General features: G+C 58.6%; 19 protein-coding genes and 2 pseudogenes. 6 read left to right on the forward strand and 15 right to left on the reverse strand.

Annotated elements, in window-relative coordinates:
• The 8 genes and pseudogenes from CQ13_RS27345 to ku form a co-directional block, all read right to left on the reverse strand.
• Nucleotides 1-377 (reverse strand): branched-chain amino acid ABC transporter permease (locus tag CQ13_RS27345; RefSeq protein ID WP_245309348.1); only part of this gene is annotated, 377 nt, incomplete at its 3' end.
• Between the two features lie 77 nt (nucleotides 378-454).
• Nucleotides 455-634 (reverse strand): DUF2934 domain-containing protein, encoded by a 180-nt coding sequence (locus CQ13_RS41565; protein ID WP_082637663.1) that lies wholly within the window; start codon nucleotides 632-634, stop codon nucleotides 455-457.
• A 1,862-nt stretch (nucleotides 635-2,496) separates the two neighbouring features.
• Nucleotides 2,497-2,882, reverse strand: a pseudogene (locus CQ13_RS41570) (DUF1194 domain-containing protein); the annotation flags it as partial.
• 152 nt (nucleotides 2,883-3,034) lie between these two features.
• Nucleotides 3,035-4,089 (reverse strand): annotated as a pseudogene (locus tag CQ13_RS27360) (DNA topoisomerase IB).
• Nucleotides 4,090-4,245: 156 nt separating this feature from the next.
• A complete protein-coding gene (locus tag CQ13_RS27365; protein ID WP_197427450.1) occupies nucleotides 4,246-5,271 on the reverse strand; it encodes a Ku protein in 1,026 nt (341 codons plus the stop codon).
• Between the two features lie 243 nt (nucleotides 5,272-5,514).
• Nucleotides 5,515-6,132 carry a hypothetical protein gene (locus CQ13_RS27370; RefSeq protein WP_057845946.1) on the reverse strand — a complete coding sequence of 206 codons (618 nt, stop codon included), beginning with the start codon at nucleotides 6,130-6,132 and terminating at the stop codon, nucleotides 5,515-5,517.
• Nucleotides 6,133-6,154: 22 nt separating this feature from the next.
• On the reverse strand, nucleotides 6,155-7,060 hold the full coding sequence (locus CQ13_RS27375) for a ribonuclease Z (RefSeq protein ID WP_057845947.1): 906 nt from the start codon (nucleotides 7,058-7,060) through the stop codon (nucleotides 6,155-6,157).
• 83 nt (nucleotides 7,061-7,143) lie between these two features.
• Nucleotides 7,144-8,058, reverse strand: a complete 915-nt coding sequence (gene ku / locus CQ13_RS27380) for a non-homologous end joining protein Ku (protein ID WP_057845948.1) — start codon at nucleotides 8,056-8,058, stop codon at nucleotides 7,144-7,146.
• 1,420 nt (nucleotides 8,059-9,478) lie between these two features.
• Here ku and CQ13_RS27390 point away from each other — a divergent pair.
• Together CQ13_RS27390 and CQ13_RS27395 are read left to right on the forward strand one after the other, a co-directional pair.
• Nucleotides 9,479-10,060, forward strand: coding sequence for a TerB family tellurite resistance protein (locus CQ13_RS27390; protein ID WP_082637666.1), 582 nt, complete (start codon nucleotides 9,479-9,481; stop codon nucleotides 10,058-10,060).
• Between the two features lie 3 nt (nucleotides 10,061-10,063).
• Nucleotides 10,064-10,783: a tellurite resistance TerB family protein gene (locus CQ13_RS27395; protein ID WP_057845950.1), complete on the forward strand. Its 720-nt coding sequence runs from the start codon at nucleotides 10,064-10,066 to the stop codon at nucleotides 10,781-10,783.
• Between the two features lie 341 nt (nucleotides 10,784-11,124).
• Here CQ13_RS27395 and CQ13_RS27400 read toward each other — a convergent pair whose 3' ends face one another.
• The 5 genes from CQ13_RS27400 to CQ13_RS43495 form a co-directional block, all read right to left on the reverse strand.
• Nucleotides 11,125-11,421: an HU family DNA-binding protein gene (locus tag CQ13_RS27400; protein ID WP_057845951.1), complete on the reverse strand. Its 297-nt coding sequence runs from the start codon at nucleotides 11,419-11,421 to the stop codon at nucleotides 11,125-11,127.
• A gap of 1,115 nt (nucleotides 11,422-12,536) precedes the next feature.
• Nucleotides 12,537-12,770: a hypothetical protein gene (locus tag CQ13_RS27405; protein WP_057845952.1), complete on the reverse strand. Its 234-nt coding sequence runs from the start codon at nucleotides 12,768-12,770 to the stop codon at nucleotides 12,537-12,539.
• 95 nt (nucleotides 12,771-12,865) lie between these two features.
• The gene (locus CQ13_RS27410; protein ID WP_197427451.1) at nucleotides 12,866-13,090 is read right to left on the reverse strand and encodes a DNA-directed RNA polymerase subunit alpha C-terminal domain-containing protein; all 225 of its coding nucleotides are present in this window, start codon (nucleotides 13,088-13,090) and stop codon (nucleotides 12,866-12,868) included.
• A 7-nt stretch (nucleotides 13,091-13,097) separates the two neighbouring features.
• Nucleotides 13,098-13,289, reverse strand: coding sequence for a hypothetical protein (locus tag CQ13_RS41585; protein WP_082637667.1), 192 nt, complete (start codon nucleotides 13,287-13,289; stop codon nucleotides 13,098-13,100).
• 66 nt (nucleotides 13,290-13,355) lie between these two features.
• Nucleotides 13,356-13,538: a hypothetical protein gene (locus tag CQ13_RS43495; protein ID WP_156433945.1), complete on the reverse strand. Its 183-nt coding sequence runs from the start codon at nucleotides 13,536-13,538 to the stop codon at nucleotides 13,356-13,358.
• A 300-nt stretch (nucleotides 13,539-13,838) separates the two neighbouring features.
• Here CQ13_RS43495 and CQ13_RS43500 point away from each other — a divergent pair, with 300 nt between their 5' ends.
• The 3 genes from CQ13_RS43500 to CQ13_RS46515 all read left to right on the forward strand — a co-directional run bounded on the left by CQ13_RS43500 (nucleotide 13,839) and on the right by CQ13_RS46515 (nucleotide 14,989).
• Nucleotides 13,839-14,129: a hypothetical protein gene (locus CQ13_RS43500; protein WP_156433946.1), complete on the forward strand. Its 291-nt coding sequence runs from the start codon at nucleotides 13,839-13,841 to the stop codon at nucleotides 14,127-14,129.
• A 31-nt stretch (nucleotides 14,130-14,160) separates the two neighbouring features.
• Entirely contained in the window at nucleotides 14,161-14,604 is a 444-nt protein-coding gene (locus tag CQ13_RS27415) for an NlpC/P60 family protein (RefSeq protein ID WP_063800158.1), read from the forward strand.
• Nucleotides 14,605-14,857: 253 nt separating this feature from the next.
• Complete coding sequence (locus tag CQ13_RS46515) at nucleotides 14,858-14,989, forward strand: hypothetical protein (protein WP_283807526.1); 132 nt, start codon at nucleotides 14,858-14,860, stop codon at nucleotides 14,987-14,989.
• Between the two features lie 374 nt (nucleotides 14,990-15,363).
• On the opposite strand, the gene CQ13_RS27420 is transcribed toward CQ13_RS46515, so the two are convergent.
• Nucleotides 15,364-16,158 carry an adenylate/guanylate cyclase domain-containing protein gene (locus tag CQ13_RS27420; protein WP_057845954.1) on the reverse strand — a complete coding sequence of 265 codons (795 nt, stop codon included), beginning with the start codon at nucleotides 16,156-16,158 and terminating at the stop codon, nucleotides 15,364-15,366.
• A gap of 583 nt (nucleotides 16,159-16,741) precedes the next feature.
• Here CQ13_RS27420 and CQ13_RS43505 point away from each other — a divergent pair.
• Nucleotides 16,742-16,879 carry a hypothetical protein gene (locus tag CQ13_RS43505; RefSeq protein ID WP_156433947.1) on the forward strand — a complete coding sequence of 46 codons (138 nt, stop codon included), beginning with the start codon at nucleotides 16,742-16,744 and terminating at the stop codon, nucleotides 16,877-16,879.
• A gap of 167 nt (nucleotides 16,880-17,046) precedes the next feature.
• Here the strand turns inward: CQ13_RS43505 and CQ13_RS41595 are convergent, their stop codons facing one another.
• Nucleotides 17,047-17,442, reverse strand: a complete 396-nt coding sequence (locus CQ13_RS41595) for a metallophosphoesterase family protein (RefSeq protein ID WP_347337061.1) — start codon at nucleotides 17,440-17,442, stop codon at nucleotides 17,047-17,049.
• Nucleotides 17,443-17,933 lie beyond the last annotated feature (491 nt).

Consider the following 17,933-nt stretch of genomic DNA (forward strand, 5'->3'; position numbering starts at 1 on the left):
CGGATGTAGTGTGCATAGAGGCTGCCGGCCGCCCCCGCGATCCCGGCCGAGATTACCGCCGCCAAAGTGAGCGTCTTGGTTACATCAATGCCGACCGACACCGCCAGCGTTTCGTTTTCCATCAGTCCACGCATGGCGCGGCCGAAATGGGAATGAACTAGGCGCGAGATCAGCACATAGGCTGCGACCGCGACCGCGACCGCGAGCACGAGATAGTAGTTCTGCAACTTGGTGCGAAGGGTCAGACTGCCAAGCTCCGGCAACCCGATTGTAATCGACGGAATGTTGGTCAGCGCCAGCGGACCCTGCGTGAGCTCGACCCAGTTGAGCGCAACCAGCCGGACGACTTCGGCAAAGGAATTTTGCCAGCGCGTCATGCATGAGGGCCAAACGTCATCACGTCCCGCCCTGTTCCGGCCGGATCAATGCAGTTTGCGGCCAGTCTAAGGTAAAGTCATAGCCGCCCTTTACTATCCAAAGCTGGATTGTTGCCTTCATTGGATTTGTTGGCACCTTCGTTAAGTTCTCGCGCGGCCTCGCGATAAAACTCTTCGTCTCTACCTTTCGGCTCGCCTGCTTGCTGCCACAGCTCGTAAGCTCTCCGTGTGATCCTCATTTGTTGGCAATCATCCATGATATCTCTCCTTCCGAGGCGCTCGCGGAGAAACGAAATTATGGATACCTCTTAGACGCTCTGCTATCGAGCTTGTCGCTTAGGCGTTGACGCATCCGTACGCGAGAATATGTTGACCTTGCACAACGATCATCAACGAATCGCGGGCCCGTGTCAGGAAAAACCTGTCGGAGGCGCAATATGCAAATACACCCGTTGTGCTTGATCAGGCGCTCTTACCGAGTCGCTAGCTGGCATTCGCGCACAAGCCGACGGTCTTTGTGGGCCATTTTGCTCATTTTGGTGTTCCCCGCCTACTGCCTAGCCGGTGGAGGGAAATCCATCACCATCACCGTGGCGGCCGACCACACGAAAGCCAACGGAGAGCCCTGGGACGGCATTCCGGGCCTTGGCGGGGGACGTGGTCGGACGGCCATTCCCCTCCCCAACAAAAATGCGCCGCCGGATCTGGCTGTCTGCGTCGTTCGTTTGGAAACGCCTCCGGAATGCAGCATGCGGTATGTGAACTTGAAGCAATATTCGCTTTGCCAGAACAGCTTTGCCTGCGTTTTCAAGCGGGTGAGCATCCCCGATGGTCCTTTCGGGCTCATCATTCTGGATTTGGACTTACGGCGGCATGACCTAGTTAGTTTCCTTTTGATCACTGCTGGAAAGGCGCTTACTCCTGACCAGCGAGCCGCTTTGGAAAGTGAGATTCGGAGAAGAGCCGACCAATTAGCGCCCCCTTTTTTACAGGGAGAGAAGCAACGCAGGTCGAGGGAGATGCTTGTTGTTTCGGTGGATCGCTGCGCCGAAGCCAAGGGATGCAGGCTTGTCCCCGTCGCCACGTCAAAGGTGGACACGGGCGGCAAGCCGCCTTTGACGTGCCGCCCTGACAGTGCAATGGGCCGGCCATCGCCGATGCCCAGGGCTCCGCATTGCCCGTGGCTTGACCCGGAAACCGCGCTAGTAGGCTTCTAGAAGCCTGGATATCATCCTCGAGCTGATCTTGAAACAGGCCGGTGCTCTCCGGATTGTCGTCGGCGAAGCGCCTGAGGTCGTTGCTTTCACACCGCGCTTGCCGTGCTCGCTCGTGATCGGCGGTCAGCCCAAGATGTCCTCTCGTGTCTTTTAAGCGATGTACCGACCAGTGCGGCCAGCACTTCGCCCACTTCGTGCGTGGTGTCCGCCGCCGAGGATTTAAAATCGCCCCCAAGCTATGTGGTCTCGGCGAACACGCTCAGCATCTTGAAGGGGCCGCCACGCGTGAGACGATCGAGAGCCGACGCAATGACGATATCGCCTGGCCGCAGTCTGCAGAGAAGTTGGAACGCGGCGATTATCCTCAGTGCTACTTTCCTTTTTCACAAGAGACCCGCTTCGAGCCGCGACCAGACGCGGCCACGGCTGTCGCACAGGGGGTTAAGCGACGAACCATGGCGCTCCGGCCGGAGGAGAGGAACCGATCCTCCTGGTTTCTTCACAGCGGTGCGGAGCCTCTCGCAGCATATTTCACTTGCCGGTATCGCAGGCCTTGCTTGGCGATTTCGTCTGAACTCAGCTCCCGCTCTGCTTTCACCCGCCGAAGATCGATTTGCGAACTCAGGCTGCGGCGCACTGCGTCCACTGCCGATTGCCTAGTCGGATGCCCCACATAGAAGAAGCAGTACTCAAAGAATACACCACCTCTTTGGCGCCGTCCGATGCTTACGACCCACGCCTTTCTCGCGCATTCTTCCATTCGATCGCCCTGTCCCTAGATCCCACCAATCGAATCGTTCCGTGTTGTACCCGACCTTGGCCTCCGCTTGCGTCAGGATATCCCCGACAAAAGAATGTGCGCCCCTGTACCACCCCCAGCGGTGTTGATGCGCGACAGACCGTCACCGACACCGATCGTGGTGCATTTTTTCTCCGGCCAACAATTCACCCGCAGCTCCTCAACTACCGGCACCGTCTTCCACTCTGGCGTCTGACTGGAGACTTCGAGCACGAGCTTGGTGCGAATCGCTTCCTTGATTTGACAGCGATCCTTGATCGGCACAACGAATGAGCCAGGCCCTCCGATGATGCAGTTCTCGTAATGGGCATCGAGGTTCCTACATCCGTCGACGACGAAAAGGACGGCTCTTTCATCATGATCGGTAGGCCATTGATGGTTACACCCTTTGCCAGCGCCTCATCGCGAACGCCTGTCACAAGGGACCATGTTGTTCGGGCCATCATCCGAAATGTCGAGGATACGCCGCAACCCGGGAAAGGGATTTTCAGCGTGAGCCCGTCCTCCACATCGGGCGCTTCGGCAACGAGAGCGAGGTCGCCCACCAGTTCGCTGGCGGTAGGCGATCTCTCCCCCCGCATCCTGCTACCGATCTGCTAGAAGGAAGTGTATCCGTAATCTCCAGTTAACTATGGTCCAACTCAAGCAGCGTGCGCCCGCCGCTTGCTAGACGACTCTTTGATATCGGCTCCTTGCGACTGCTCTGCCTTTTTGGTGAGTCGGCCGCGAAGTAAGGCGAGCACAGCTGCTTCCTCCGGCTTCATATTCTCAACAGCGCTCCGAAGCTCGCTCTCGACTTGTGACTTGATCTCGAGAACCAGGTTTCCGTCCATATACGAGTTAAGTACCTCCGGATGGATGTAGCACTTCCTGCAAATCGTCGGCGTGTTGCCGAGCCACGCGGGAACTTTTTCGATTGCACTGCGAAGATTGCGCTTGGCCTGTGCCGCCTTGTCGAAGCTCTGAAGTTCGCTGAGGGTCATGGCCGACAGCAGTGTTCCTGCCCAAGTCCGGAAATCTCATCGAGGTATTGAAGCAATTCCTGTTCGGGGAGCTCCTGACAGGCTCTGATGATCTTGGCGATGCGCCGGTCTCGTACGCGCAGCGACCATTGTTTGCCTCCTTTGCCCGTGAATAGAAAACGAACCTCGTTTCGCTCTACCGCCACGTGTCGGCTCTTCAAGGTGGTCAAGCCATAGCTGTTGTTCTGCCTGGCGTAATCGTCATTACCTACGCGTATCAACGTGGTCTCCAGGAGATGCACGACGGTTGCCAGAACTTTTTCACGCGGCAGGCCGCGCAATGCCATGTGCTCGCGCACTATTTCCCGAATGGAAGGAAGCGCGTCGGCAAATGCGACCACATGCTCATTTTGTGCTTTCGCGCACTTCGCGGAAGCGGGCATGGTAGCGATATTGCTTACGCCCTTTTGCGTCACGGCCGGTTGCTTGGATATGGCCATTTGGAAATGGGCAGATCTAGACGTCGGTCCATGCTGGCGGAAACGCGAGTGCCTTGATCCGTTTCAGCGCGTCAGGTCCGATCAGCTTCGAGCCGTCGGGTCGTACGTAGCTGAATCCTGTACCCACCTTCTGCGTCGAATACCGGGCCGTTCGTCGGACACGTATCTCAGGCCGACAGATTCGGCCGCATCACGCGGATCGACGATCGTCTGCGCGGCTTCGGGTGAATCGATCAGCAACACACCGCCTCCTCCTGTCAATGAACTTTCCGATCAAGGGCAGTTCCTAAGAAGGCATAAAGTGCCGAGCTGTCGCGCATCCCGAACCAGACAAGCCGCAGGTGAGCTCGGGGCCCAAAGGATTGGCCGTGGCGCGATGATCGGGTTGGATCACCCGGTTCTGCGGTGGCGCGCGCCGCGCCCCGTGGTGGCCGGCTTTCCCGAGCGGCCGCGGGTAGCAGGCTTTGCCGAGCGCTCGGCTGCAATGCTTCGCCGGAGCGCATCCATGAGGTTGATGACGTTCTCGTGTGAGGGCTTGATCGGAGGTACCTTTGCTGGACGTTTCGCCTTCTTCCTACGCAGGACGCGCACGAGCGCGCTGCGATAGTAATCCTTGAGCATCGCGGGATCGAAATCAGCTGATTTCGTCCGGATAATGTGCTGCGCGAGTTTCATCATTTCGGCCGGCAGCTTCATCTCGGGAATCTCGCTGAAATAATCCGACTCATTTCGGATTTCGTGCGCGAAGCGCAGCGTTACGCCGCGAAAGCCTCGGCCCATCGGCTCAAGCAGAAACGGCCGCTCGCGTGAGGACAGCACGATGCGAGCCAAGCCGCAAACGGCCTCCCGGCTCATCGCATCTCGGATGACCGCAAAAGATTCCTGGCTGATCTCCTCGCGAGGCAGGATGTAGTACGGCTTTTCGAAATACCGCGCATCGACCTGCCCGGACGGAAGGAAGCGCTCGATTTCGATTGTGCGCGTATTCTGCGGCCGCGGGAAAGCGACGGCTTCCTCCTGCTCCTCATCTTCATCATCATAGTCGGCGCCGCCGTCTTCGGCACCCTCGTGATGACGGCTGGCGGGGACGGTTGGCGGACTTTCACGGTGCGGGGGCGTGACAATCTCCACCTCACCTGGTGCCCGCCGCAGACGTCGCGCTTGCTCAAGGTCTCGGTCCTCGACCAGCAGAAACTCGTTCTCGGCGACCTCATAGCCGCGCGCCTTGTCGCCTGCGTCTACGGCTTGGCCGGTAACGGAATCGAAGAGTTTCTGTTTGAGGCGATGGCCCGTTCGCCGGTTGACCTGCCGAAAGTAGATCCGCTCCGCCGCCGAGATTGCGGGATAGAGCGCGATAGGACACGACACGAAGGACAGTTTCAGATAGCCCTTCCAGTATGGGCGGGATGCCGGCACCGGAAACTCCAACGCAACTGGGTAAAAGGGCCAAGCCGGAGCTATGGCCGGGGAGTCAACGGACGTAAGGAGCGGAAGTTTCAGGGACGGCCTGCGTTCACAAATCCGCAGGAATGCTCCGAATGGCCCTTCGGCGAACAAGCTTCTTCCGAAATTGTCGAGCATGCGCTGCAGCAGGGCTTCCGCTGCCGAAGTCGATATCCCGCCTTTTGTCCAACAGTGTCCACCTAACGGAGTGGCTGCTTACCCTCGCGCCCGTCGCAACGCAGCTTGCAGTCGCGTCATCTCCTTCTCCCAACGCCCCTCTTCGGCCTGCGACTCCTCCTCGAGAGCCTCCAGCTCGGCTCGAATGCCTGCTACTTTCTCTTCGTGCTTCCGACGGGCTGCGTCCAAGGCGCCTTGCGCCTTGTCGATGGCATGCTGCCGCCGCTCGCGCTCCTTCTCCAGGGCAGCTTCTTCCTTCGCGCGCTCGCGCGCGCGGCGATTGTGCTCCTTCTCGAAAGCGAGTGCGGCCCTCCGATCGGCCGCCTGGTCGTTGCCTCGCCTCGAAGGCTTCTGTGACTTACGGCCTTGCGACTTGCGGCCTGACCTCTTCGAGCCGCGGTCGCCTGCGAGATCGGTAGGTAGTTCGGCGTGCTCCTTGAAGGGCCCGCTTGACCCAACGGACCGTTTCAGAACGACGCCCGGCGCCGCCATTGTCGCTGCGATAACGTCGGGATCCTCACTTTGCTTCGCCACTCCCTGGTGAAAAAGATTGCTGTCCGCGCCCCAGGCTACCAAAGCCGCCTTCATTGAAGGCGCCGCTATCGCCAGGTCGAAAAAGCCTAATGATGTCTCGTAGGTCTTAAGCTTCTTCGCCATGCCTGTACTCCGCAGCGGCCGATTAGAACACGATATGATCGAAATCCATCGCAATCCGGCTGTTTGGAAAGGTCTTCTTCGCCTCCGCCAATAGTTCCTCATCGGTATAGCGGCCGGAAATGTGGGTCAGGACGAGCTGCTTCACGTCGCACATAGCCGCAAGCGTGGCCGCTTCACCCGCGGTGATATGTCCGTAGTCGCGCGCAATCGCCGCGTCGCGGTCCAGAAACGTGGCCTCGATGACTAGCAAGTCCGCGCCGCGAACCAGTTCGGCCAATCCCTCGGTGGTTTCGGCATCGCCCACGATGACGAGCTTCCTGCGCCGCTCTGGCGGACCGAGGACGCCTTCGGGATCAATTGTCCTACCGTCCGCGAGTGTCGCCGATCTTCCTTCCGCCAACTCTTTGCGCACCGGACCGTCGGGTACACCGAGGGCGGCGAGGCGGTCCGGCCGAAGGTGACGGCGAGCCCGACTTTCAAACGAGAAGCCGAAGCTGTCGGTATCGCGGTGGCGAACCGGGAAGCAGGCAATTGTGAACTCGGCTCCGTCAATGAGCTGACCTGCCGTCAGCGGAACAAGCTCGAGTGGGATGGGTGCCCTTCCCTCGCCCCAGAGGCCGCCGAGCATCCCGACGACAATTTCGAGTGTGGCTGGGCTTGCGTGTATCGTCATGACGTCAGCGCTCTGTCGCAGCCGCAGAGTCGAAAAGAGACCGGGAATGCCAAGCACGTGGTCGAGATGGCCGTGGGTCAACAAGAGCCGATCGAGCCTTCGAAAGCCCGCGCCGCTGCGTAGCAGCTGGCGCTGCGTCCCCTCTCCGCAATCCACCAGAATGCGGTGACTTCCGGCCTCGACGAGGAGACCAGGATGATTCCGTTCGGCCGACGGAATGCTTGCCGAGGTCCCTAGGAATGTGAGCGCGAACATCGTAGGCCGGCTTTCCCCTCTTTCCGGATTTGACAGCCGAGAACGCTCACGCACTGATTTTCGCCGATCACACGGTCTCCCAATCAGGCAGACTTGCGCTGCGGCCTGGCTGCCGACTTCTTCTCCGCCGTCTCCTTCGGCTTTTTGCCGGCGATCGGCATTAACATTTCCTTCTGTCCGGCTGCGGCCTTGCGCGGCTTCTTCGTGGCCTTCGTTTCGCCCGCAGCCCCGCCGACGCTTCGTCGCAATGCCTCCATCAAATCGACCACGTTCTCGCCGCGCGGCCGCTCCTTTGGCGTGATCGGCTTGCCGGCACGCTTCTGGTTGATGAGATCAATAAGAGCGGTTTCGTACTGATCCTCAAACTTGTCAGGTTCGAACCGACCTGATTTCTGGTTCACAATATGCTTGGCCAGGTCCAGCATGTCCTTCGTAACTTTGCCGTCCTGGATTTCGTCGAAATACTCCTGCTCGGAACGCACTTCGTAGGGATACCGCAGGAGCGTCCCGACCAAGCCTTTGTCCAGCGGCTCAAGCGCGATGATGTGCTCGCGATTGGTGAGCACGACCCGGCCAATCGCGACCTTGTTCATCTCGCGGATGGTCTCGCGGATGACCGCGAAGGCGGCGTGGCCGACCTTCCCATCCGGACGCAGATAGTAGGGACGGATCAGATAACGTGGATCGATCTCGGACTTCTCGACGAACTCGTCGATCGCGATGGTACGTGTGGACTCCAGCGCGATCTCTTCGAGCTCTTCCTTGGTCACCTCGATGAACTGGTCTTTCTCGAGCATGTAGCCCTTGACGATGTCCTCGTTCGGCACCTCATCACCGGTGTCCGCGTCGACCTTGAGGTATTTGATGCGGTGGCCGGTTTGCCGATTGAGTTGGCTGAACGAGATTTTTTCGGACTCGGAGGTGGCCGGATACAGCGCGACCGGGCAAGTGACGAGGGACAGACGCAGGAAGCCTTTCCAGTTGGCGCGGGGGGCCATGTACGCAGAACTCCGTTTTCGGGGCGGCTCGGATTCAAGACGATCGAAAGGGGCTGGTTCCGACAGGCTGTCAAATTGGGACGTGGCCGATCGCAACCACGAAAATCCGTCACGCCCTCCGTGGTCGGACTCGACTTTTGTTCTTGATATGTTCTAATTGTGCCATGAATGATCGACCGCGAGTTGGCGGATGCCTACCCCGAAACGAATAGAAAAGCTGGCCGCCGCTTCGATTGGAGGTAAAGGCGGGGCGCGCGCCCTTTCGGCCCACAGGACGAGATGCCGGACGAATATTAGCAGTCCGTGCTGAATGACGCCTATGTTGGCAACAGACCTTTGGGACAACCGAGCGCAGGGCAGCGCCTCTCCGAAATCCCCCAGCATGTCCTGCGGGTGTCCTGTCGCCGGTGCGAGCGCATTGTCGAGAGCCAGAAGGTTGACGCCATCCGCCTGTATGGCCAGCAAGCCAGTTGGAGGGAGGTCGGGCAGCGACTGCTAAACAACACCTGCCAGAGCCGGACTGGTCGCCATGAGGAAGACGGCTGCTGACCGGCCTTCGAGCCCGTTTGATCACAGCCCGGCGTAGTTCCGGATGGCCCCCAGCATCACCCGACGCCTCTGTCCGGCGGAGACCGCAAGGCCTTGAAGAAGGAGCTCGGCAAGGCGCGGTCGATAACAGGCATTTTGGCCTCGCAGTCGATCAGCAACCTTGTTATGGTCAATCAAGTAAAGCTTGTCCGACCTAGTTTCGCGCTCCTGGTTGCTCTGAAGCGCCTACAATGCCGCGCCGTAGCCGCCAGGGCCAAGGCACTGCCATCTGCCAATAGCCTGCGTGAGAGGTGGACGATGCGCGGCCACTCTGGCCGCAGCAGCCGCAAGGTACTAGCGATATCCTCTGGATGCGGCTCGGCGGAGTCCGGACGAGCATTTGTGAGCCGTTCGTTGTCATACATAGTGCCGACTCCCCCGTCCCTTCTGACGATCCACCTTTTGCGGGTTGTCTCCTCCCAATCTCAGTTCTGCGGCTGCAAACAGGCGATGCATGGTGGCGAGCGGCGTGCACTTAAAGCTATCAAGCTGAAGAAATGGAGAGCTAGTGCTGGGCCGCATGGGAGAGAGCTGTGCCTTTCTCAAGAACGTACGTCAGTGTGGCTTGCGACATTTTTTCCGCGACAGGTGGTCGCATTCCTCCGCCTTGATTCCAGCTGTCCAAGTTCTACCTGATTGCAGAGCTAACAATCGAATCCGGGCCCCTCTGGCGAGGACGCCGCTTAGGTCGGCCAACCTCGTGATGTCGGATCACCTATCCTGCGCCAGACGCGCTGGATCGGCCGACCACAGGGCCCAAACAATTGCATTCCCTGATCAGGCGATTCAGAGCTCCGGCGCGCATAAGCAGCCTACGTCGAGGAGCAACTTTATGCCTAGCAGGGAACCGCGTGCCGATACCCGAGGCGAGATCATCGGGCCTTCCGAGCGTGACCAAAGGGCTGCAGCCGCCCTCGTGACAGCAGGCGCTCTCGTCGCGATTGCCGACAAGCAGGCAGACACGACGGAACGCAAGGAGTTCATGCGCTACATCAACGATCGGCAGCTCGTGCCCACGATCGCAGAGCCCGACGTCGCCAAATTGTTCGACGAACGCGTACGCCGCCTCGAGCAGCCGGACTTTGCGAACGTGGCTATCGAGGCGCTTCGGCCCGTATCAGAACTGTCTCTCGCGCCGGACATCATCGAGCTTGCGGAGCGAGTGGCCGCAGCGGACCGTTACATGCATTCGCACGAATGGCAGGCGATCAGGCTCATCAGGCTGATCACGATGTCCCTTCCGCAGCCGAAAGTGATGATTTCCTCGCCCGGATCACCGAGAACTACGCCAGCCCCTCGTGAAGTCGACGAGGACCGCACCTGTCGCGAACCGAACGCGGTGTTGAGGCGCCGATCCCGCGTATTCGTGCAGACGTGCTCCCTCACATCATCAACTGATCACAACAAGGAGTAGAGAATGGACCCGACTAAACTGCTCGACCAATTCCTCGGCGGCAATGCGCAGGGAGTGCTGCATCAGACTGGCGGCAAGGCCAGTCAGGCAATGGACCGCATAGGAGGCCTTGGCGGGGTGGCCGGCGGTGCAGCAGCCGGCGGCCTGCTGGCGCTGCTGCTCAGCAACAAGAAGGCGCGCAAGATGGCAGGTGGTATCGTTGGCTACGGCGGTGCTGCAGCGCTGGGCGCGCTCGCCTACAAGGCCTACGAGAACTGGAGGCAAGGCCAGAACGCTGCATCGGCACCGGTCGCTACACCTTCCGAGATCCAGCAGGTCGATCCCGCGTTCCTGCCGGCGGCCAGCCCCGCCGCGAACGGCCAACCCTTCGAACTCGCGCTGATGCGCGCGATGATTGGCGCCGCCAAAGCCGACGGTCATGTCGACGGGGCGGAGCAGAGGCTCTTGTTTGAGCATGTCGAAAAGCTCGACCTCGACGCCGAGGCGAAAGCCTTTGTCTTCGATACATTGGCCAGGCCGATCGACATCGGGGACATCGCTGCCGCCGCGAAGAGCCAGGAACAGGCAGCCGAGCTCTATCTCGCTTCGCGCCTCGCGATCGATCCCGACCAAGCGGCTGAGAAAGCTTATCTGGAAGCACTGGCGCATCGGCTGAAGCTGCCAGCTGAGTTGGTCAGCCATCTCGATCGACAGGCCGTAGCCGCGCTGCCGGCACCCGCCTGAGTCAACGTCGAGGCAGGCGCCTAAATTAATCGCCCGTGCCGAACTCGTCACGGGCCGACTGCGCCGTTCTCGGCCCATGCCGGCGGCGCGCCTGAGTCATTAGGAAGTTGCGCTGCTGCAAAAGGAGAAGCGGCCGTTCACCCAGGGCCCTATTTTCCGGTCAGACAAAAAAAGACAAAAGGCACGCGGGCATTACACCGCATGGCCTTTGCGAGACTATCCCCCTAGACTCTCTAGAGATTCCGTCTTGGACGCATAGAGTGTGGGTGGAGGTGCCTTCTAGGGTGTGATGGAAGCACCCAGAGTTCAGGCGAACGAACACGGCCTTAACCAACTCCGCTTCAAACAGCGTCTTTAGCAACCTTCAGGGGTGACGCCTTGACCGACTTGCTGGCCGGCTTGGCCGCGAACTCCATAGGCTCCTTCGTAAAAGGATTTACACCGCTGCGGGCTTCAGTAGCAGGCTTGTTCACGACCGACATTTTGACGAAACCGGGAATGACGAACTCGCCAGATTCATTCAGCTCCTTATAGCCTACAATCGCCATCTGCTCGATGACGGCCTTTACGTCTCCCTTGGAAACCTGTGTTCCGTCTGCAATTGCATCAATCAACTGGTTCTTGGTCATCTTGGCCATGATGGATTCCTTTGCGAAGGCTCAGAACAATTTAAAGCGCATGAGCTACGCGGAGTGCGTCACTCTATCTAAAGCGCGACAAAGCCACGCAGCTCGCTTCTCGTTCATGCCTATGGTCATGAAGTCACCGGGCTTAAAACCCATCGAGGCGTAAAACGCAAGGAGCAGCTCGGCGTGTTCCATACCTGGCTTCTACTCACCTACGCTTTCCTTTGATTGAACCATCGCCCAAATCTCCGCTTCGAACGAATGGCCCACAGGCGCGGCAATGCAACTTACTGCAGGTACCGTTGCGCGTGCTAGGCGAACCGAAGGGATTACACGGTACGTGTCAAATCGCTTCTCTTAGGGCCTAGCAAACTGATCGAATGATGTTGCCCGTTGGCACTAGCTGATACAGCTCTTCCCCGAACGTCCGCATTGCGCCGATATTGTTGAACACTTTCTTCAGGATGGCCGACGAAACTCTTAAGCGCGCTGGTGCGTTTGGCTTGCGACGATGCGAGGGATCCACATCGATCCACACAACAGCGGCCGGAGCTCTCGTACCAGCGCCTGAAGTGGCTCGTAGCTCAAAAAGATAACTAATGGAATCACTTGGCGACGCTTTCCGAGTTGCTCACCTTCTTTGGGTCATCTTTGCAACAAGGTCACTGAATGACTTGCAGGACTGCTTGGCAAGATCGCTGTACAGAACGCCAATCGATGAAGTGGATATCTTCCGGGCTGCAAGCGCCGGTTTAGGATCCCGGCATGCTCCACGCCCTCGATGGCCGTGTGCGGATCTGGGAAGACCGCTGGTGAATCCGAGGCGGGCCCTTAGGCGACCCCACGTGCGTTGGGGCCGTGAGACCGGGGCGACGACGAACGCGGAGCTCTAACCATGAGCACTATTCCTCTTCACCTTCAAAGAAAGTTTGAGCAGCGGTGGGCCGCTAGATTCGTCTCGCCGCTCGCACCGACCCAAAAGCACCGACTTGAAAGGTACGGTCAACGACTTGCCGCGGCCCGCAAAAGCAAAAGAGCAAAAAGACGCGCGACGAAATTCTCAAGACGCTTTACAATGAAGTTGAGCGGAGCCCGAGTCGGTAGCCTCTTCGGCAGCCACCAATTCCTTAGGCAAGGCCGCGCCGAAAATCACGCTCCGCTGTTTCCATCAGCCCGGCCACCAACTCTTCCGGCACTCCGTCGACCGCAGCATCTTGATAGACTTCGGAGTCGACTGAATAAGTGAAGCGATTTGCCGGGATGCCCTCGACGAAAATGCGAACCTTCCAACCGTTTAACGTCGGGATCGCGCGAACTTCGTAGACTTTGCCGCCGTGCTCGAAGGTCGTAGCCTTATGCATCCCACTCTCCAACTGCCATGGCGGGCACCGCGCAAAACGCACCAAGCTCCCCAGTGGGGAATCGCCAAATCGGCAAGATCAGGCCGGCTTTTTGCCTAAAGCCTGACCCCATCGCACGACGGAAGACCCAGCGTCCCGCGAAGATGGGTGACAGAGGCCTTCCCTAGATCCTGGAAGCTCAGCAGGATTTCGTCCGACGTCTCGCGCACTTCCCCGACCGTTTTCAGGCCGGCGGCCGCCAACACGTTGCGAATTCGTGCCGGAAATTCATCATTGCTGATCGGCGTATCGTCCGGTAGCTCTGGCGTCGGATCGAGCATGTTCGGCTCACTTTCCCTTCGCCTTGGCTGCATCTCGCGCAAGCCGTTCCGCCTTCAATCGTTCGCGATTTTTGTGAAAGGTCTCTTGCGCCTTCTCGTTATCAGTCAGCGCTTTTGCTGCTTCAGTGGTTTTGAAGTGCTTGTTCGCTTCTCGACCTGCCGCAGAAATACCAGAATTTGAAAACGTCCTTTTGCTCATCTTATCGCCTCCACATTGGCGACACTCGTTTCGTCTTGCACACCGACGCGCGACCAGCGTCGAGCCTTAGCGGGCAGCGTAAGTTGCGGGATCCGAGCCTTCTGGCAGTGGTGCCTTTTTTAATAATTCCTCGGCCCATTCTTCGATGGTTTGCCGCTCGCTTTTATTCCAGCGCGGGACGTCGGCGCCGCGCTGTAGGCGGTCAGTCATCTCGTTAGCGATCTTAGCGTGGTGCTGTCTCTCCGGCATGTGATGACCTCCTGCGGGGCGGTCATCTTTTTTCCCGAAGCAATGGTGCGCACTGAAAACGTCCAGAAACGAATGGATTGGCAGATCAGTGTGATGCAACGTAAATTGGGGCGGAAGCTTAGCTTATGCTACGAGCACTGCCGCCATTGACCAAAGCGCGGCATCCCATTCTCTTAATCGAACCTGGTCCATTTCCATCTTCGACATTGACACGTCTCCGATGATTCGAACGCCGTAGCCTGATTTTGGTTCCGATCGAGCGTCCAGCCAAACAAAAAGACGCATTCGGGCGGTCCTGCTTTGAAAGCAGCTACCCCTCGGCTAACCTACTACTTTTTGATTGCTTATGGCGCGCTCTCGATTTGCTGCGTCATTCTTCAGCGCTGCGCTATAGACTTCGCTGAGCTGCCGGTCGATCGCCGCGAGTTTTGGACTGCTGCACCCCTAGTTTCATTCCCGCTTGCGACGGCGATAACGCGTTCGATGTCATCGCCGCGCACAGCTATGGTCGCTTCTTTCGCGATGCATTCGGCCAAGAGTTTTATCTTCGCCGTCCTTCCCGCTGGCTTTACTGTCGCCGCCGAATATTGATGTTTGTTGGCTCATGGAACGTGAGCCATCTATGCCGCTCTTCGTCGCAGATATCGTCCCCGACATTCCAGATCGATTTTGGAAGATACCCTACGACATTGCCCACGACCGCGACTCGGCGACGCTGATGGGAATTGAAACCGGCGCCAATTGTCAAAACTTTGCCTACGAATTGCTACGGCACTTTGGCCGGCAGGTACCCTATTTCCGATCAAGCAATTTATGGGACGATACCGAGCACACGATCACCGTTGATCAATATCAGCCGCTTGATCTCCTGCTCTTTAGTCCAACCCACAATGCCTGGGGTGCGCATGTTGCTGTCCACGTTGGCAACGATCGAGCGATCCATTTAAGTCGCCGGGTCGGCCTCGCCGCTGTATGGCCACTCGCTCAGTTCGCAGAATATCCGCAGTACCGGGTCCTGCTTGGCGGAAAGCGAGCCTTGTTCACCAACTCGGATCGCTCTTTTTGATTTCCGTGGCGAATTCCGGGATGGGTCAAACTGCAAAATGCTCAAACTGACATGGTGGTATGCCTCAGACCCAAACCCCACATTGGGATTAGCGGCAGGAACCGTTACGGTAAGCTTGCACCGGCTGCATTGACCATGCGACACTTGATCTATCTGCCCGACCCTCGGGGAACGTACGCCTCTCGCGGAGCGAACCGGCTCCGGCCAACGGCTGCGTCCCTGCTCTGGTCGCCGCGTATAGAGCCCGGGGCTGATGATGCTGCTGCTGATGATGATGAGCATGATCGGCGCGGAATACGCACCGCCGCGCGAGCGCGACGGTAGATGCGGTTTGATGGGCTTGGCTAAGCGACAGGCCTCCGTTCGCCACAACCGCCCGATCTAAGTTTCGGACCCAGACCAAGCGCACCAGTTTCGCACCAGAAACGAGCTCACCAAAGCACAATGAACGCGGTCGAACGTTAACGAAAATGCAGAAATCAACGATCGCGTCCTTTATCCTGCCGCTCATAACGGTCTGGTTGCAGGTTCGAATCCTGCCGGGCCCACCAAGTAATCAAAGACTTGGTCGGTACAGTTCGGCTGTTCCGCTGAGCTACCGCACCAGAAACGACGCGTGTTGTCGCTCCGCGCTCTTCTTCAGCGGTCATCAAGGTACGACATTCGATCTGACTACGGTCTCTCCTTCTCGATCGTAGATTCGGCGGGGTTATCGCACAAACCATCCAAGCAAAACCGGTGTCCACCTTGCAGAACACCTTAATGATCGACCCGGTACAGGTGCCATCGCTCCGGCACGCCTTTCAGTCGGTGAACGCCGCGATCCTTGAAGCGGATTCCCGACTGTGACATCAGCTCCTTGACCGTGCTCGAGACCAGGACCTCGCCGGCACGCGCTTTCGCGGCGACGCGCGCGCCGATGTGAAACGCGAGACCGACCACCTCGGCCCCGCTCACTTTGTATTCGCCCGCATGCAGCCCCACCCTGATCTCCAGCCCCAGCGTGCGCACGGCCTCGCGGATCGCGGTCGCGCAACGGACCCCGGCAGCGGGCGCCTCGAACGTCGCGAGTAGTCCGTCCCCCGTGGTCACGACTTCCTTTCCGCGCAAGGTCTTCAGCTCTCTGCGGACGGCGGCGAAATAGTGACTCATCACCTGCGTCCAGCGGGCATCGCCGAGCCGCGCGGCTTTTTCGGTGGACCGGACGATATCGACAAACAGGATCGTGGCGAGCGCCTGTTCGAGTTCGGCGCCACCGCCGGCGGATCGGCGCCGGATCGCAATAGGTCCCGCCAGCGGTTCATAGCGATGGTTGCGTCGCCGCGCGATCGCGGCTTTTGCATAGTCTTTGGCACGCTGCGCCGTGCCGCAATGAATTGTTTTCACCCTTGGCGGAAGCGTCCAGTAAACCTTTCGCCCATCTCCGGCGCCATGGACCTCCACGGCGCCCCACTTCAGGAAAACCGCCGAGCCAACCCGTCGAACACACCATGCCTTTGACGTGTATCCGGAAACGTTCGACTGATGGAGTCCGATGCGAAGGAACTTGGGCATGAACGTGCGGCCAATCGAAAGACCGTTTGGGCGTATCTAGGGTAAAGCGTAGTCGTACATTCCTGCGTTGGCAACCGTACTCCCGATCGAAGATTCAAAGCGGAAAGGCCCAGCTTGAGCAGACGATTTCTGCATAGCGTCCGACGAGCTGTTTGGGCCACATTATGCGGGACCACAGGCTCCACGGTTTAGCGGCGGACCGCACCGGTTCGCACCAGAAGCGGCCCGAACGAACGCAACGAACACGATCGAATCTGAATGAAGATGCAAGAAATCAACGAACCTGATCGATGCTCTGCCGCTCATAACGTTCTGGCACCACCCTTCCCGAGTCGCCAGTTTGCCGAACTTCCGCCACGCTCTGATAAACGGGGCGGGGGGATCGTCCTGGAAATGCTTCCAACACCTTACTCTTTCGGGGAGTTCGGCTTTGAGCGATCTCGTTCCGTGCAGCCGTCGATTTTGTCTTCGATTTTGACCCAGCTCTACCTCTCGTTACGACGACATGGATATCACACCACTGCTTGCTTGACCGGGAATCGCAACTCAGATTCGATGCCGCTTTCCCGCACGGAGGACAGCCGTGTCAGACCCTTTCACCGACTTCATGACCGGGCAACTCTCGGAACGCCACGCAGCGGAGGATCGGCGGGTTTTCCGCTTTGTCTACCTCGGCCTGGCCGGGCTTGTTGTTTTAGCTCTTGCCAACCTGCTTATCTGACCGCCCCCTGCACGGACTTAGACCCACGCGCTTCCGGTGGGCGATCAAGAGTATGTTGCTAAAGACACGAGCAGACACACAGACCGACATCTGGATGGAGGCTGTAGACGCTGCTGCGCGCGTCCACCGCCTCAAACAGAGCAGTGCTCCGACGAGCCTCGTCCACATCACTCGGCGGGATTAAGGTCGTGAACGTCCGGCCGAAGGCCGCTTGCGGTTAACTCCAAAGTAGCCAGTGTGATAGGCAGCTTGAAACGCCGTGGCCCGGCGCTTTCAGGATTTAGATAGAGCACACCGTCAATCGTTTGGATCCACGGTCGATGCGAATGGCCGGAAACGACCACGTCAATTCGGCAAACTGTTGGATCGAACTGCAGTTCCTGAAGGTCGTGCAAGACATAGAAGGCGTGCTCGCCGAGCCGTACCAACTGAGTGTCGGGATAACCTTTCGCCCAGTCGCCAGTATCGACGTTTCCTTTAACCGCAGTGACAGGCGCAATCCGACGGAGTCTGGCGAGAACGTCCGCGCTACCAATATCGCCAGCATGGATGATATGCGCCACCCCGGCGAGCCCTTGCTCAGCCTCCCCCGTTGCAATGATGCTTTATTTTCTGGTGAACCAGCACAGCTGGGCAAGAGAGGCGACGCTTTGCCTCCGACAACAGCGGCGCTCGTCCCCACACGCAGCTCCAGGCGGGTCTTTGTCGTCCATCTCGCCCAAATCACGTGCCCTGCCCACTTCAGAGCGCCGGCTCACATTGGCTGTCGCAAGGTTTTACTTGATCTCCCGGTGCACACGTCGTGCACACGTGGTCCTCTAACTAATTGAAGTTCTTAAACTCTCGCTCCAATCCATCATGGGCGCGACGGAGAACAGAAAATCGTATGATTTCGTAGTTTTTTCGGCCATTTCAGTTACTTTCGGCCATTTCAGTTACTTAGTGAGATTTCTGAATTCTCCATTGTAGCTCGTTTTTAGCCATTTTCCTCCATTTTGGTACCTTCGGAACTGCGGCGCAGTACCGAAGACGTCCATGCAGTACCGGTGATGGG

The organism is Bradyrhizobium retamae, from assembly GCF_001440415.1.
Classification (GTDB): Bacteria; Pseudomonadota; Alphaproteobacteria; order Rhizobiales; family Xanthobacteraceae; genus Bradyrhizobium; species Bradyrhizobium retamae.

Excerpts from the sequence above, each read along its gene's own strand:
- CQ13_RS43495 (WP_156433945.1), bottom strand. The coding sequence starts at position 13,538 with ATGCCGGAGAGACAGCACCACGCTAAGATCGCTAACGAGATGACTGAC.
- CQ13_RS27400 (WP_057845951.1), bottom strand. The coding sequence starts at position 11,421 with ATGGCCAAGATGACCAAGAACCAGTTGATTGATGCAATTGCAGACGGA.
- CQ13_RS41585 (WP_082637667.1), bottom strand. The coding sequence starts at position 13,289 with ATGAGCAAAAGGACGTTTTCAAATTCTGGTATTTCTGCGGCAGGTCGA.
- CQ13_RS27395 (WP_057845950.1), top strand. The coding sequence starts at position 10,064 with ATGGACCCGACTAAACTGCTCGACCAATTCCTCGGCGGCAATGCGCAG.
- CQ13_RS27415 (WP_063800158.1), top strand. The coding sequence starts at position 14,161 with ATGCCGCTCTTCGTCGCAGATATCGTCCCCGACATTCCAGATCGATTT.
- ku (WP_057845948.1), bottom strand. The coding sequence starts at position 8,058 with ATGGCCCCCCGCGCCAACTGGAAAGGCTTCCTGCGTCTGTCCCTCGTC.
- CQ13_RS27370 (WP_057845946.1), bottom strand. The coding sequence starts at position 6,132 with ATGGCGAAGAAGCTTAAGACCTACGAGACATCATTAGGCTTTTTCGAC.
- CQ13_RS46515 (WP_283807526.1), top strand. The coding sequence starts at position 14,858 with ATGATGCTGCTGCTGATGATGATGAGCATGATCGGCGCGGAATACGCA.
- CQ13_RS27405 (WP_057845952.1), bottom strand. The coding sequence starts at position 12,770 with ATGCATAAGGCTACGACCTTCGAGCACGGCGGCAAAGTCTACGAAGTT.
- CQ13_RS27390 (WP_082637666.1), top strand. The coding sequence starts at position 9,479 with ATGCCTAGCAGGGAACCGCGTGCCGATACCCGAGGCGAGATCATCGGG.
- CQ13_RS27420 (WP_057845954.1), bottom strand. The coding sequence starts at position 16,158 with ATGCCCAAGTTCCTTCGCATCGGACTCCATCAGTCGAACGTTTCCGGA.
- CQ13_RS27410 (WP_197427451.1), bottom strand. The coding sequence starts at position 13,090 with ATGCTCGATCCGACGCCAGAGCTACCGGACGATACGCCGATCAGCAAT.
- CQ13_RS27375 (WP_057845947.1), bottom strand. The coding sequence starts at position 7,060 with ATGTTCGCGCTCACATTCCTAGGGACCTCGGCAAGCATTCCGTCGGCC.
- CQ13_RS41565 (WP_082637663.1), bottom strand. The coding sequence starts at position 634 with ATGGATGATTGCCAACAAATGAGGATCACACGGAGAGCTTACGAGCTG.